Consider the following 14,711-nt stretch of genomic DNA (forward strand, 5'->3'; position numbering starts at 1 on the left):
GCGTTCAATCTGAGCCATGATCAAACTCTTCAGTTCAAACATCTTTGGGTTTTGAGAAAACCCTAAACTTGGCTCAGCAATCGTTGGTTACATCTTTGATTTCTCGCGGAGTAACTTGTGATGCTGATAATCTGTTGACTAGCAGTCTGACTCCACAAGCACCCACACGAATTGCTTGATTCAGTTGTTAAAGAGCGATTGGTTGAGCCTTTCGTCTCAACCGAGGCGCGCATTCTACAGCGCCCCGTGCATCTGTCAAGCGGTTATTTTAAGAAGTTTTCAAAGTTTCCTTTTCAACTTCAACCACTTGCGCTTCCGATCTCTCGTTAGCGGGAGGCGAATTCTACAGCGTTACTCGCTGCTGTCAACACCTCTTTTTCACCGCTTTCGACCGAGAAGATCGAACCGCCGATAGCGCTAAATAACACTGCTCTATCCGCTCCTTCCGGACTTCGATGACCTGAAGCCCAACACTTTCGAAACCTACTTAACTCATTGAATCTCAAGGAGTTTTCCGTTTCGACTGCGCCGGAAGTGGGGCGAATTATAGACGTCCAGAATCTGCCGTCAACACCTATTTTCAGCTCTGTTCTGATTTCAGCGTAATACGTGCGAAAGCCTTCTTGCCGGCTTGGCATACATGAGTAGCGCCCAGCTCATATATATAGGTGCGATCCACAACCTCACCATCTATACGCACACCGCCCGAACCCAGAAGGTCTCGCGCCACCGCTGCATTCTTGACCAGGCCCGCCTTATTAAGCACTGCCGCAATCGGCATATCCTCGGCAGCAGCCAGCTCAATCTCCGGCAAATCATCCGGCAGCTCGCCATCCTTCATACGATTACCCGCCGCACGATGAGCACTGGCCGCAGCCTCCTCACCATGGAAACGAGCAACGATCTCCTCGGCCAGTTTGATCTTGATGTCTCGCGGATTAGCCCCCGCCTCCACATCCGCACGGAACGCATTGATCTCATCCATGGACCGGAAACTCAACAGCTCGAAGTAACGCCACATCAGCACATCAGGAATGGAGACCAACTTGCTGTACATGACACCCGGCGCCTCCTGGATACCTACGTAGTTGCCCAGCGACTTGGACATCTTCTTCACACCATCCAGGCCTTCCAGCAACGGCATGGTCAAGATGCACTGCGCCTCCTGACCATAACCGCGCTGCAGCTCACGCCCCATCAACAGGTTGAACTTCTGGTCGGTACCGCCGAGCTCAACGTCCGCACGCAACGCGACCGAGTCATAGCCCTGCACAAGCGGATAGAGAAACTCATGAATCGCAATTGGCTGATTGGATTTATAGCGCTTGTCGAAATCATCGCGCTCGAGCATGCGAGCCACGGTGTACTGAGACGTCAGACGAATGAAGTCCGCCGGCCCCATCTGATCCATCCAAGTAGAGTTGAAAGCCACTTCAGTCTTGGTCGGATCAAGAATCTTGAAAACCTGAGTCTTGTAGGTCTCGGCGTTATCGAGAACCTGCTCACGAGTCAGCGGTGGACGCGTAGCACTCTTACCGCTCGGATCACCGATCATCCCGGTAAAGTCACCTATAAGGAAGATGACCTGGTGCCCCAGATCCTGAAACTGGCGCAGCTTATTAATAAGCACGGTATGACCCAGGTGCAGATCGGGCGCCGTCGGATCGAAACCAGCCTTGATACGCAGCGGCTGCCCGCGCTTGAGCTTTTCGATCAGCTCGGACTCGACCAACAGTTCTTCCGCACCACGTTTGATCAGCGCTAGCTGCTCTTCAACCGACTTCATAACAGACCCGTAAGGCTCAGATTCAAAGGGCCCCAACCATACAAGATCGCGCACCAAATACAAGGTTTGCCCGGCGCGCGGACGCCAATCCACAGAACAGAGCGTCCGCGGGCTTGCTTCGCAGGGGTTTTGGTTATATTTTATACAGTTATTTCATCTTCATCATGTCATTCATCTTTTCCAATTCATCTTTTCAAAAGTCAAAACTACCTATGATCACAGAACCGTCTAAAGCGCCGCCGCTTTACCCAAAGACCCACCTGCTTGCCGCAAGTGGCATTGCAGCCCTCCTTAGCCTGGCGCTCCTGGTGTTTCCCTCCAGCGATGTTGAAGCCAAAAAGACGACTCTGAGTCTTGAACTGGAAAGCCCTGCTGAACAACTGACACGAGAACAAGACGCCGGCGAAACCGTTCAAGCCACAAACGAACCGGCCGCCTCTCCTTTTGCGCAGATTGAAAACAGCCCGGAAGACACCAACGAGGGCGCCGCTCAGGCAGAAGCGCCTGCGGCAGAAAAAAAGACAGGGCCAGAGCATCTCGAAGTGGTTGTTGCCAAGGGCGACACCCTTTCCACCCTCTTCGAAAAGGTAGGCCTGCCCCCGACTTCGGTCCATGAAATCCTGGCCAGCGACAAGCAAGCCAAGCAATTCGCTCAACTGCAACGCGGTCAGAAACTCGAATTCGAACTCAATCCAGACGGACAGCTGAGCAACCTGCACACCAAGCTGAGCGATCTGGAAAGCATCACCGTAACCAGAAACGACAAGGGGTATGCATTCAACCGCATCATTACCAGACCTACCGTCCGCTCGGCCTACGCTCACGGCGTCATTAACAGTTCATTGTCTCAGTCGGCTGCACGCGCAGGCCTCTCCCACAGCCTGACCATGGACATGGCCAGCGTATTCGGCTACGACATCGACTTCGCCCAAGACATTCGCCAGGGTGACGAGTTTGACGTCATCTATGAACAGAAAGTGGTCAATGGAAAGAGCGTCGGCAACGGCCCGATTCTCTCCGCGCGCTTCACCAACCGCGGCAAAACATATACCGCGGTGCGTTACACCAACAAGCAAGGCAACAGCAGCTACTACACCGCCGACGGCAACAGCATGCGGAAAGCGTTCATCCGTACGCCGGTTGATTTCGCACGCATCAGCTCGAGGTTCTCGGTAGGCCGCAAGCATCCGATCCTGAACAAGATCCGCGCCCATAAAGGTGTCGACTACGCAGCTCCCCGCGGCACGCCAATCAAGGCTGCCGGCGACGGCAAGGTATTGCTGGCCGGACGTCGCGGCGGTTACGGCAACACCGTGATCATCCAGCACGGTAATACCTACCGCACGCTGTACGGCCACATGCAGGGGTTCGCCAAAGGAGTGAAGACGGGCGGCACCGTCAAGCAAGGCCAGGTGATCGGGTACATCGGCACTACCGGCCTGTCCACCGGCCCACACTTGCACTATGAGTTCCAGGTCAATGGCGTCCACGTCGATCCACTAGGCCAGAAGTTGCCGATGGCCGACCCGATCGCCAAGGCCGAGCGCGCGCGCTTCCTGGCTCAAAGCCACCCCTTGATGGCCCGCATGGATCAAGAGAAAGCCACGCTGCTGGCCTCGAGCAAGCGCTAAGCCATGGCCCTCTATATCGGTGTAATGTCCGGGACCAGCCTGGATGGCTTGGATATCGCACTGATCGAACTGACCCCGGCGATCAAATTGATCGCCACGCACTACATCCCGATGCCCGTCGCCCTGCACACCGAATTGCTCGGATTGTGCAGCAGTGGGCCCGATGAGATCGCCCGCTCCGCCATTGCCCAGCAAAGCTGGGTAAAGCTGGCTGCACAGGGTATCCATACCCTACTCAACGAACAGAAACTCAAGCCCGAAGACATCACAGCAGTTGGCAGCCACGGCCAGACCATCCGCCATGAACCCGCCCGCGGATTTACCGTACAGATTGGTAATCCGGCCTTGTTGAGCGAATTGACCGGCATCACCATCGTCAGCGATTTCCGCAGTCGTGATGTCGCCGCCGGAGGACAAGGCGCCCCGCTGGTTCCAGCGTTTCACGAAGCACTGTTCGAAGAACGAGTCGGCAGTCGCGCCGTGCTGAATGTCGGCGGTTTCAGCAATCTCAGCCTGATAGAGCCCGAAAAACCAGTAGCCGGTTTCGACTGTGGCCCAGGCAACGTATTGCTTGATGCCTGGATACACCAACAACGAGGCGAGCATTTCGATCGCAACGGCCAATGGGCTGCCAGTGGGAAGGTCGAACCCGTTCTACTCAAAACACTGCTCAGCGACCCCTTCTTCGTCACCAAGGGTCCGAAAAGTACCGGACGCGAAGTATTTAACCTGCCTTGGCTGACACAGCATTTGTCGCAGTTGCCAGCCTTCACCCCAGAAGACGTACAGGCAACATTGCTCGAACTGACAGCCCTGACCATCGTCGAATCGCTCCAACATGCCCAATCCAATACTCAGGAGTTGCTGGTCTGTGGCGGCGGCGCACATAACCAGACGCTCATGAAGCGCCTGGCTGACTGGCTGCCGGACGCCAAAGTCAGCAGTACAGCTGTGTACGGCGTAGACCCGGATTGGGTTGAAGCCATGGCGTTCGCCTGGCTTGCTCATTGTTGTCTTGAAGGTATTCCAGGCAACCGCCCAAGTGTCACCGGCGCCCGCGGCCTGCGCGTACTCGGCGCCATCTATCCGGCCTGAATCCAATAATCGCGGACAAAAAAAGCCGCAGGGCCGTAAGGCACTGCGGCTTTTTTACTGAAGCACTCAGATCGAAAACGAAGAACCGCACCCACAGGTCGTGGTCGCGTTAGGGTTCTTGATCACGAAACGCGAACCTTCCAGGCCTTCCTGATAATCCACCTCGGCACCCGCCAGGTACTGGAAGCTCATCGGATCGACCACTAGGCTGACCCCTTCGCGCTCGACGATCGTGTCATCTTCGGCCACTTCTTCATCAAAAGTGAAACCGTACTGAAAACCGGAACAACCGCCACCCGTTACAAATACGCGCAGCTTCAAACGATCATTGCCCTCTTCATCGACCAGGCTCTTCACCTTGTGCGCAGCACCGTGGGTGAATTGCAAAGCCGTGGGGGTGAAGGTTTCGACGCTCATGCTGAATATCTCCCGGCGCTTACGCCGCCATAATGCGTGATGGCGGGCATTATCCGCTTCTCCTAGAAAATCGGTCAACTATTTAGAAGAACAGCGGCGAGCTACAAGCTTCAAGCGTGTAGCTGCCAACCTGAAGCGGTGTGGCCGCCGTTACGGCAACATCCCCGCATGGGATAGCCCCAAGTGCTCATCCAGCCCGAACAGGATATTCAGGTTTTGCACTGCCTGGCCGGACGCGCCCTTGACCAGGTTATCGATGACCGACAACACCACCACCAGATCCCCATCCTGCGGACGATGCACGGCGATCCGGCAAACGTTCGCACCGCGCACGCTGCGGGTTTCCGGATGGCTGCCGGCCGGCATTACGTCGACGAACGGCTCGTTGGCGTAACGCTTTTCAAACAACGCCTGCAGGTCAACCGAACGATCGACGACGGTTGCATAAAGCGTGGAGTGGATGCCACGAATCATCGGCGTCAGGTGCGGCACGAAGGTCAGGCCGACCTCCTTGCCCGCGGCCCGGCGCAATCCCTGGCGAATTTCTGGCAGGTGGCGATGCCCCTTGACCGCGTATGCCTTCATGCTTTCCGACGTTTCGGAATACAGCGAGCCGACACTGGCTCCGCGCCCGGCACCGCTGACACCGGACTTGCAGTCGGCAATCAGACGCGAGGCATCGGCAAGGCCTGCTTCAAGCAGAGGCAAGAACCCCAACTGTGTGGCCGTCGGATAGCAACCCGGTACGGCGATCAATCGTGCCTGCCTGATTTTCTCGCGATTGACTTCCGGCAAGCCGTAGACCGCCTCATCAAGCAGTTCCGGCGCACCGTGGGGCTGGCCGTACCACTTGGCCCATTCATCGGCGTCCTGCAGGCGGAAGTCCGCCGACAGGTCGATGACCTTGGTCCCGGCGGCCAGCAGTTCACCTGCCAAGGCGTGGGCGACACCATGGGGCGTGGCGAAGAACACCACATCGCAGGCACCGAGGGTCTTGATGTCCGGAACGCTGAACGCCAGACCGTCGTAATGCCCTCGCAGGTTCGGATACATGTCGGCGACGGCCAGGCCGGCCTCGGATCGGGAGGTGATGACCACCACCTCAGCCTGCGGATGCTGTGCCAACAGACGCAGCAGTTCGACACCGGTGTACCCCGTGCCGCCGACAATACCGACCTTGACCATAAACCTGCCCTCAACGAACCCACTGGAAAGCCGTCGATGATAGGGGCCGCAGGGCGCGGCGACAACCGTCAAGGTGACGTGTGGCCGCTCTAACCTCTACTATCGGGCTACCGTGAATTATGGGAATAACTAAAAATGCTCTATCTGTGGCTCAAAGCACTTCACATCGTCAGCATGGTCTGCTGGTTCGCCGGCCTGTTCTACCTGCCTCGCCTATTTGTGTATCACGCCCAAAGCGAGGACAGCGTCAGCAAAGAACGTTTCAGCGTCATGGAGCGCAAGTTGTATCGCGGCATCATGGGCCCAGCGATGATTGCCACCCTGGTATTCGGTATCTGGCTGCTCAGCCTCAACGCCGGCGCCTACTTCACCCAAGGTGGCTGGATGCACGCCAAGCTGACCCTGGTCGTACTGCTGATCGGTTACCACCATATGTGCGGCGCCCAGGTGAAGCGCTTCGCCCGTGGCGAAAACACCCGCAGCCATGTCTTTTATCGCTGGTTCAATGAAGTGCCGGTTCTGATATTGCTGGCTATCGTAATTCTGGTCGTGGTCCGACCGTTCTAATCTCCAATCAGCATCCATTATCCGGGGTACTAGCGATGTCGTTGCCCGCTCTGCTTGAACAACGTTTGCGCCTGCCCGTCGTGGCAGCGCCAATGTTCCTGATTTCCAATCCGCAACTGGTGTTGGCCTGCTGCCGCAATGGCATCGTCGGCAGCTTTCCGGCGTTGAACCAGCGCGAAAGCAGTGGTTTCAAGGCATGGCTGGAGGAAATCGAAGCAGGCCTGGCGCCCCTGAAAAATCCAGCCCCCTATGCCGTGAACCTGATCGTCCATCACAGCAATCCGCGGCTTCAGGCCGACTTGGCCATCTGCATCGAACACAAGGTGCCTATTGTCATCACCAGCCTGGGCGCGGTGAAGGAGTTGGTCGATGCCGTCCATGGATATGGCGGACTGGTGTTCCATGACGTGACCACCCGGCGTCATGCCGAGAAAGCCGCCGAAGCCGGTGTCGATGGCTTGATTGCCGTGGCCGCCGGCGCAGGCGGACACGCCGGAACCTGGAGCCCGTTTTCACTAGTCGCCGAGATTCGCCAGTTTTTCGACAAAACCGTGCTGCTTGCAGGATGCCTGAACCACGGCCATCAGATTTTGGCCGCACAACTGCTCGGCGCCGATCTAGCCTACTTCGGTACGCGCTTTATCGGTACGAACGAAAGCCACGCCCCTGACGCCTATAAAGAGATGTTGCTCACATCCAGAGCCGCGGACATCGTGCATACTCCCGCTGTATCCGGAGTGCCGGCCAGTTTCATGCGCCAGAGCCTGGAGAACGCCGGTTTCGATCTAGCCGCCCTGCAGAACAAGGCCGAGGTGGATTCTGGCTCAAAACTCAAACCACTGAACGATGAAGCCAAAGCCTGGAAAACCGTATGGTCCGCGGGCCAGGGCGTGGGTGAAATCGATGATTTGCCCAGCGTCGATCAGTTGGTGGCACGCCTGGATGAAGAATACCGTCAGGCACATGCCCGGGCGGCGCAGCTTGGCGGGCAATGGCCCCGCGCGAGCCCCCCATAAAGACAGTTATCTAACTTTCAGAGACAAGGATGCCGGGCATGAACGAAACCCGTTTCAACATCGTATTCGACGGAAGCCTGATGCCGGGCGTCGATACCACCACAGCCAAACTCAACCTCGCCCAACTGTTCAAAAGCGATATCAGCGCCATTGAACGGCTGTTCACGGGTCGCAAGGTTGCCCTTAAAAGCAACCTGTCCCAGAACGAAGCCCAGCAGTACCTGGAAGCGCTCAACAAGAGCGGAATCGATGCCCGAATCGAAGCCGAACCCACCCTCCAACTGAGCCTTGGCGAAGTACAGGAGTCGCCGCAACAGGCGGGCGGACGCCATCCAGAGTCGATCGTCGACCCCGTCTCGCCGTACGCGCCTCCCCGCGCCGAAGTGGGTGAAGCGCTCGCCGAGTACAGCACGCTAAAACCCTTCAGCTTCGATGGCCGTATCGGGCGTTTGCGTTACCTGGCCTGGACCATGGTGTTGACCCTCACCATGCTGCCCTTGGCCGGCCTGGGCTTCTGGTTAGCCACAGCCTGGCTATTGGCCTCCAACTCGACAGCTGCGCTGGTCGTCGGCGGCCTGCTTGGCGCAGCCGTTGTACTTGCCTTTGCCTTCGTGAGCATCCAGTTCAACGTCCAGCGACTGCATGATCTCGGCTGGTCGGGGTGGTTGTGGCTGGTCAACCTCGTTCCATTCGTGGGCAGCATCTTCCCGTTCATCCTCATCATTGCCCCAGGCAATACCGGTGCAAACCAGTATGGTCCGCCACCACCGCGCAACTCCACGGCGGTCAAATTGCTGGCGTCGCTTTGGGTTGTGATGCTCGTCTTGGTTTTCCTGGCGACCTTTGCCGGCATCTTCGGAGCCCTCCAAGAGGACTACGACAGCAGCAGCCTAAGCAGCTATGAAAGCAGCGAGTTCAGCAACGAAACCACCGAAGAACCAGCCGTCGAAGCAGCCGAGCCCGCCTCGCCTTCTGTAGACTATGAACAAGAGGAACAATAAGCGCGCTTCATGCCGGTGACAGCCCAGTCAGCGGGCGGCGGGCTGTTGCGATGGAGAACTGCATGACCCGTTACGCACTGATCACCGGCGCTTCCAGCGGCATTGGCCTGGCCATGGCCGAAGCGCTGGCACGGCGCGGCCGCAACCTGATACTGGTGGCTCGACAGCGTGATCGGCTGGAAAGTATTGCAATCGAACTGACCCAGCGCTTTGGCGTGGAAGTGTTGTTCCGGGCTTGCGACCTGGGAGAGCCACTGAGGCTTTCAGGCTTTCTCCTGGAGTTGGAGGAAGGTGAGCGGCAGATCGACCTGCTGGTCAATTGTGCAGGCATCGGCACCAGCGGGCCGTTCCTGGGCCAGGACTGGATGACCGAACAAGATCTGATCGAAGTCAACATCCTCGCCCTGACACGGCTTTGCCATGCCGTTGGTAACAGCATGGCGCTGCTTGGCGGCGGCCAGATCCTCAACGTCGCCTCGCTTGCCGCGTTCCAGCCCGGCCCCTGGATGAGTACCTATTACGCCAGCAAGGCCTATGTGCTGCATTTCTCCGAAGCCCTGCGGGTTGAACTGAAAAAATGTGCGATCAAGGTCTCGGTGCTGTGCCCCGGCCCAACCCGAACCAGCTTTTTTTCCAGGGCGCAGATGGACGAACAGAAACTCATCGACCGCCAGTTGCTGATGAGCCCGGAGGAAGTGGCCCTGTACGCCGTGCGCGCGCTGGACCGCAACCGCGCCATCATCATTCCCGGATGCCGCAACCGCTGGCTGGCCGCACTGCCGCGGCTAGGGTCGCGATGGCTGGTCCGAACCATCACCGGCATGATCAACAAGGCTTATTGCCCGCGCTAATCTCTTCAAGTTGAACCACTAGGCGCCTAAACCGAAGCCCTCATACCCCCGACCTCGACGAACCCAATGGAGAAAACAGCTGTGGATACTCTGTTCACCAAGATCATCAACCGGGAAATCCCGGCAAAGATCATTTACGAGGATGACCAGGTATTGGCCTTCCACGACATCGCCCCCCAGGCGCCTGTACATTTTTTGGTCATACCGAAAAAACCGATCCGCACCCTCAATAACCTGGCCGAAGAAGACAAAGGCCTGGCTGGACACATTTTGTTCACTGCTCAGCGCCTGGCGCTTGAATTGGGCTGTGAAGAAGGTTTTCGCGTGGTGATGAATTGCAATGAACTGGGTGGGCAAACGGTCTATCACATTCATATGCATGTGCTGGGGCAGCGCCAGATGAACTGGCCGCCGGGCTGATACCCCTGACCCAACGCAAATCTTCGGCGGTCGATTAGGTTAAACTGGCCGCTGTGATTTTTCCCGGAGGTAAGCATGACTACCCAACGTCACTACTCGCCGATTGACCGTCTGTTACTGCAAGCCGATACCGCGATGCGCACGCTGCTGCCCTTCAGTGGCCAGCCGTACCGCCCATCACCGGCTATCGTGCAGCCGGACGCGCAACTGAGTGACGAGCAAACCCGCCACGTCGCCGGACTGATGCGTATCAACCACACAGGCGAAGTCTGTGCCCAGGCGCTGTATCAGGGCCAGGCGCTGACAGCGAAGCTACCGCAAGTGCGTGAGGCAATGGAGCATGCCGCCGAGGAAGAAATCGACCATCTGGTCTGGTGTGAACAACGGATTCGCCAACTGGGCAGTCATACCAGCGTCCTGAACCCGGTGTTCTATGGGATGTCATTCGGGATCGGCGCCGTTGCCGGGCTGATCAGCGACAAAGTCAGCCTCGGTTTCGTTGCGGCGACCGAGCATCAAGTGTGCAAGCATTTGAACGAACACCTCGAACAACTGCCGGCCGAAGATGAAAAATCCCGGGCGATCCTCGAGCAGATGCGCGTGGACGAGGAACACCATGCCGAGAGTGCGCTAGAGGCAGGTGGCTTCCGTTTTCCTGCCCCGGTGAAGTTCGGCATGAGCCTGCTGGCCAAGGTCATGACCAAGAGCACCTATCGGATTTGACGGCGATCAGGGACTGAATCGTTCATTCCCACGGAAATTTAAAAAGGCGACTCCCCCAAAGGGTGTCGCCTTTATTTCAAATCGAAAACGTCAGCACGAGCAGTCGCAGGCCGTTGCGATTAACTATCGACTCTCAACCCAACTCGACGATTTCATAATCGTGGGTGATTTCGACCCCGGCGGCGCCGAGCATGATCGAAGCCGAGCAGTATTTCTCGGCGGACAACTCAATGGCGCGCTTGACCTGGGCTTCCTTCAGGGCTCGCCCCTTCACCACGAAGTGCATGTGGATATTGGTAAACACTTTGGGATCTTCAGTAGCACGTTCTGCCTCCAGGAAAGCTTCGCAGCTTTCGACGGCCTGGCGGGACTTTTTAAGAATGCTGACCACGTCAAAGTTGCTGCAGCCGCCGACGCCCAGCAGGAGCATTTCCATCGGCCGAACCCCCAGGTTCCGCCCACCGGCCTCTGGCGGGCCGTCCATGACGACCACATGACCACTGCCTGACTCACCGAGGAACATGGCTTCGCCAGCCCATTGGATGCGTGCCTTCATCGCCAAGACTCCACTGTTAAAAAAGGGTCGCCAGCTTAGCACAGCGCTCCGACATGACTGCCCTCCGTCTTAGGAGACCTGACCTGCCAGCATGTAGGTAAATTCTCAAATCAAATAGGGATGCCTCTGTTAAGCTGGCGCCAACTCGATGGCGTATGGCCAGCTTTTAGCAATAGCTATTCGCGTCTATAAAAACCAAACCACCACACCGCGCAGTCTTTCGGGATACAACCATGGTTGCCATTACTCCCACGCTCAAGATCAAGAATCTCGACAAGCTCTTGATGCATTGCCAGCGCCGCCGTCATCCAGCCAAACACAACATCATTTGTGCGGGAGATCGTTCCGAAACGCTGTTTTTCATCATCAAGGGCTCGGTCACTATCCTCATAGAAGATGACGACGGTCGGGAAATGATCATCGCCTACCTCAATTCCGGAGATTTCTTCGGCGAGCTGGGGTTGTTCGAACAGGCGGGCAAGGAACAGGAACGTAGTGCTTGGGTGCGGACCAAGATTGAATGTGAAGTTGCGGAAATCAGCTACGCCAAATTCCGAGAACTGTCCCTGCAAGACCCGGACATTCTTTACGTCCTCAGCGGACAAATCGCACAGCGACTGCGCAATACCACCCGCAAGGTCGGCGATCTCGCATTTTTCGACGTCACCGGACGTGTCGCACGTTGCCTGTTGGAACTGTGCAAGCAGCCCGATGCCATGACCCACCCGGACGGCATGCAGATCAAGGTAACCCGCCAAGAGATTGGTCGGATTGTCGGTTGTTCACGTGAAATGGTCGGTCGCGTTCTCAAAGATCTGGAAGAGCGCAACCTGGTCAGCGTCAAAGGCAAGACCATGGTGGTGTTCGGAACGCGTTAAGCGCCCAGCAGATTGCTCAGCAACTCCCGGTACAAAGCGTCAAGTCGCTCCAGCGCGTGAGGCGCCGGGAATTTCTCATGCAGGGCAATATGGCTCTCGGCCCGCACTCGCTGCTCCAAGTCGCAAGCCTCATTGAAGCGATTGACTGCCGTGACCATGGATTCGCGCTCGTTCTCCAGCAAAAGCGCGCCATGAACCAGACCCACCGGACGTTGACCACCCTTGCTCTGGCGCCAGCGCTGAGCGGTGCCCACCATTTTCCGGCCGTCGAGGTTGACGTTGAAGCGCCCGTCACAAAAAGCCCCTGCCACCTCTCCCAGCGAAGCCGCCCCGCCCAACTCGTCCAACAGCTGACAGATGGGATCGCACAACCGGCGATACCCGGTTTCGATACGTCCGTGGTCACCTTCGCTGCGCGGTGGTGCGTAGACCAGAGCGATATTGACCGTAGCGGCTGACTGCGGCACCGGTTCGCCACCCGTTTCACGCAACAAAACCGGCCAACCATGGGCGGCCGATATTTCACAGGCGTGTTCAAACCCCGGCAGGCGACTCAAGCGACGCGGCATCACCAGCGCACGATCGTTGGGCTGCCAGAACAGCAGGCCGAACTCGGCGGGGCCCGCACAGATGCGGGCCAACAGATCCTGTTCGGCTTGCAGGCCAGCTTCAACGGTCAGGGAAATCACAGGCGACATGGATCAGTCCAGCGTCGAGCCGCTCACCGGCAGGCCTCGTTCAGGAAAGAACAGTCGCTGCAACTCCGTACCCGGGTTCTCGGCGCGCATGAACGCTTCGCCCACCAGGAACGAGTACACATCACTAACCTCCATCAGCTCGACATCGGCCCGGTTGAGGATGCCGCTTTCGGTGATGACTAGGCGATCGCGAGGAATGCGCGGCAACAGGTCCAAGGTGGTTTCCAGGTTAACTTCGAAAGTATGCAGGTTGCGATTGTTCACGCCGACCAGTTTGGTATCGAGGGTTTTCAGGGCTCGCTCCAACTCGTCACCATCATGGACTTCCACCAGAACATCCAGCCCGACGCCTTTGGCAACCGCAGCCAGCTCGGCCATTTTCACGTCGTCCAAGGCGGAAACGATCAGCAGCACGCAATCGGCGCCCAACGCACGCGCCTCGACGATCTGGTACGGGTCGATCATGAAATCCTTGCGGATCACCGGCAGCTTGCAGGCCGCCCGCGCCTGCTTCAGGTAATCGTCGGCCCCTTGGAAAAAATCGATGTCGGTCAACACCGAGAGACAGGTTGCACCACCCTTCTCGTAGCTTCGCGCGATATCGGTCGGGACGAAGTGTTCACGAATTACGCCCTTGCTGGGGGACGCCTTCTTGATTTCGGCAATCACCGCCGGCTGTTTTTTCTTGGCCTGATCGATCAGAGCCTGGGCAAAGCCGCGCGGCGCATCCGCTGAACGCGCCAGGTTTTCCAGCTCGGCCAGACTGACCCGAGCGCTGCGCTCGGCCACTTCCTGGGCCTTGCGAGTCAGAATCTTTTCCAGAACCGTTGGCACGCTCATCCTTCGTTCTCCACTTTGAATACAGCGGTAAATGCACCCAACTCTTCGAGCTTTTCCCTGGCCAGGCCAGTGTGCAACGCATCATGGGCCAGTTCCACGCCTTGCTTGAGGCTGCTGGCGTGGTCGGCGGCGTACAACGCAGCGCCGGCATTAAGCACAATCATCTCAGCGGCTTTCTGGCCATTCTCAGTCTTGCGACGACCCAGGGCATCGCGAATCAGCTCCAGCGACTGGGCCGGGCCATCGACCGCCAGCCCGTGCAGGCTCTGGCTCTTTATGCCGAGGTCTTCAGGTTCGACCCAATACTCACTGATCTGATCATTTTTCAGTTCGGCCACGAATGTAGGCGCCGCGAGGCTGAATTCATCCAACCCATCCTTCGAATGGACCACCAGCACGTGCTTGCTGCCCAGGCGTTGCAAGACTTCAGCCAATGGTCGGCACAACGCCTGGCTGAACACTCCGACTACCTGATGTTTCACGCCGGCCGGATTCGTAAGCGGGCCGAGCATGTTGAACAGCGTACGCAGCCCCAGCTCACGGCGCGGCGTGGCGGCGTGCTTCATGGCGCTGTGATGGGTCTGGGCAAACATGAAACCAATGCCAACATTGTCGATACAGCGCGCGACTTGAATCGGCGTCAGGTTCAGGTAAATGCCGGCCGCCTCCAGCAGATCGGCACTGCCGCTCTTGCCGGAAACTGCCCGATTACCGTGTTTGGCAACGGTGCAACCGGCCGCCGCGACAACAAACGACGAAGCAGTGGAGACGTTAAAGATGTTAGCGCCGTCACCGCCGGTACCGACGACATCCACCACACCGTCCAGCGTCTTGAGCTCGACCTTGTCCGCCAGCTCACGCATCGCCGAAACCGCACCCACGATTTCATCGATGCTCTCACTCTTCATGCGCATGGCCATCATGAACGCGCCGATCTGCGCATCCGAGCATTGGCCGGTCATGATTTCGCGCATCACGTCGCGCATCTCGTCGGTGCTCAGGTCGAGATGGCCGACGATACGGCTCAGGGCTGTCTTGATATCCATG

Annotated in this window: 16 protein-coding genes; 9 read left to right on the forward strand and 7 right to left on the reverse strand. The window is 57.7% G+C overall.

Annotated features, from left to right (window positions below):
• Positions 1-580 precede the first annotated feature (580 nt).
• Entirely contained in the window at positions 581-1,786 is a 1,206-nt protein-coding gene (gene tyrS, locus AACY42_RS04760) for a tyrosine--tRNA ligase (RefSeq protein WP_339477084.1), read from the reverse strand.
• A gap of 212 nt (positions 1,787-1,998) precedes the next feature.
• Between tyrS and AACY42_RS04765 the strand changes: the two genes are divergently transcribed.
• Together AACY42_RS04765 and AACY42_RS04770 are read left to right on the forward strand one after the other, a co-directional pair.
• Positions 1,999-3,417 carry a peptidoglycan DD-metalloendopeptidase family protein gene (locus tag AACY42_RS04765; RefSeq protein ID WP_339477086.1) on the forward strand — a complete coding sequence of 473 codons (1,419 nt, stop codon included), beginning with the start codon at positions 1,999-2,001 and terminating at the stop codon, positions 3,415-3,417.
• A 3-nt stretch (positions 3,418-3,420) separates the two neighbouring features.
• A complete protein-coding gene (locus tag AACY42_RS04770; RefSeq protein WP_339477088.1) occupies positions 3,421-4,512 on the forward strand; it encodes an anhydro-N-acetylmuramic acid kinase in 1,092 nt (363 codons plus the stop codon).
• A 66-nt stretch (positions 4,513-4,578) separates the two neighbouring features.
• Here the strand turns inward: AACY42_RS04770 and erpA are convergent, their stop codons facing one another.
• Complete coding sequence (gene erpA / locus AACY42_RS04775) at positions 4,579-4,929, reverse strand: iron-sulfur cluster insertion protein ErpA (protein ID WP_003177727.1); 351 nt, start codon at positions 4,927-4,929, stop codon at positions 4,579-4,581.
• Positions 4,930-5,079: 150 nt separating this feature from the next.
• Entirely contained in the window at positions 5,080-6,114 is a 1,035-nt protein-coding gene (gene argC, locus AACY42_RS04780) for an N-acetyl-gamma-glutamyl-phosphate reductase (RefSeq protein WP_339477092.1), read from the reverse strand.
• 135 nt (positions 6,115-6,249) lie between these two features.
• Between argC and hemJ the strand changes: the two genes are divergently transcribed.
• The 6 genes from hemJ (at position 6,250) to coq7 (ending at position 10,692) form a co-directional block, all read left to right on the forward strand.
• Positions 6,250-6,681, forward strand: coding sequence for a protoporphyrinogen oxidase HemJ (gene hemJ / locus AACY42_RS04785; RefSeq protein ID WP_003206117.1), 432 nt, complete (start codon positions 6,250-6,252; stop codon positions 6,679-6,681).
• Positions 6,682-6,716: 35 nt separating this feature from the next.
• Positions 6,717-7,697 (forward strand): NAD(P)H-dependent flavin oxidoreductase, encoded by a 981-nt coding sequence (locus AACY42_RS04790; RefSeq protein WP_339477096.1) that lies wholly within the window; start codon positions 6,717-6,719, stop codon positions 7,695-7,697.
• Between the two features lie 38 nt (positions 7,698-7,735).
• Positions 7,736-8,698, forward strand: a complete 963-nt coding sequence (locus tag AACY42_RS04795) for a DUF805 domain-containing protein (protein WP_339477099.1) — start codon at positions 7,736-7,738, stop codon at positions 8,696-8,698.
• A gap of 62 nt (positions 8,699-8,760) precedes the next feature.
• Positions 8,761-9,549: an SDR family NAD(P)-dependent oxidoreductase gene (locus tag AACY42_RS04800; RefSeq protein ID WP_339477101.1), complete on the forward strand. Its 789-nt coding sequence runs from the start codon at positions 8,761-8,763 to the stop codon at positions 9,547-9,549.
• Between the two features lie 81 nt (positions 9,550-9,630).
• Positions 9,631-9,969, forward strand: coding sequence for a histidine triad nucleotide-binding protein (locus AACY42_RS04805; RefSeq protein ID WP_339477103.1), 339 nt, complete (start codon positions 9,631-9,633; stop codon positions 9,967-9,969).
• Between the two features lie 75 nt (positions 9,970-10,044).
• On the forward strand, positions 10,045-10,692 hold the full coding sequence (gene coq7, locus AACY42_RS04810) for a 2-polyprenyl-3-methyl-6-methoxy-1,4-benzoquinone monooxygenase (protein ID WP_339477104.1): 648 nt from the start codon (positions 10,045-10,047) through the stop codon (positions 10,690-10,692).
• 133 nt (positions 10,693-10,825) lie between these two features.
• Here the strand turns inward: coq7 and AACY42_RS04815 are convergent, their stop codons facing one another.
• Complete coding sequence (locus tag AACY42_RS04815) at positions 10,826-11,248, reverse strand: OsmC family protein (protein WP_339477106.1); 423 nt, start codon at positions 11,246-11,248, stop codon at positions 10,826-10,828.
• A 233-nt stretch (positions 11,249-11,481) separates the two neighbouring features.
• Here AACY42_RS04815 and crp point away from each other — a divergent pair, with 233 nt between their 5' ends.
• A complete protein-coding gene (gene crp / locus AACY42_RS04820) occupies positions 11,482-12,126 on the forward strand; it encodes a cAMP-activated global transcriptional regulator CRP (protein ID WP_339477111.1) in 645 nt (214 codons plus the stop codon).
• On the opposite strand, the gene AACY42_RS04825 is transcribed toward crp, so the two are convergent.
• From AACY42_RS04825 to trpD, 3 genes are read right to left on the reverse strand one after another with little or no spacing between them, the layout of a single operon-like run.
• Positions 12,123-12,824, reverse strand: coding sequence for a lipoate--protein ligase family protein (locus tag AACY42_RS04825; protein WP_339477113.1), 702 nt, complete (start codon positions 12,822-12,824; stop codon positions 12,123-12,125). The genes crp and AACY42_RS04825 overlap by 4 nt on opposite strands.
• A gap of 3 nt (positions 12,825-12,827) precedes the next feature.
• Entirely contained in the window at positions 12,828-13,664 is an 837-nt protein-coding gene (gene trpC, locus AACY42_RS04830; RefSeq protein ID WP_339477115.1) for an indole-3-glycerol phosphate synthase TrpC, read from the reverse strand.
• Positions 13,661-14,710, reverse strand: coding sequence for an anthranilate phosphoribosyltransferase (gene trpD, locus AACY42_RS04835; RefSeq protein ID WP_339477117.1), 1,050 nt, complete (start codon positions 14,708-14,710; stop codon positions 13,661-13,663). Before trpD ends, trpC begins: the two co-directional genes overlap by 4 nt.
• Between the last annotated feature and the right edge of the window lies 1 nt (position 14,711).

The organism is Pseudomonas sp. RL_5y_Pfl2_73, assembly GCF_963970515.1.
Taxonomy (GTDB): Bacteria; Pseudomonadota; Gammaproteobacteria; order Pseudomonadales; family Pseudomonadaceae; genus Aquipseudomonas.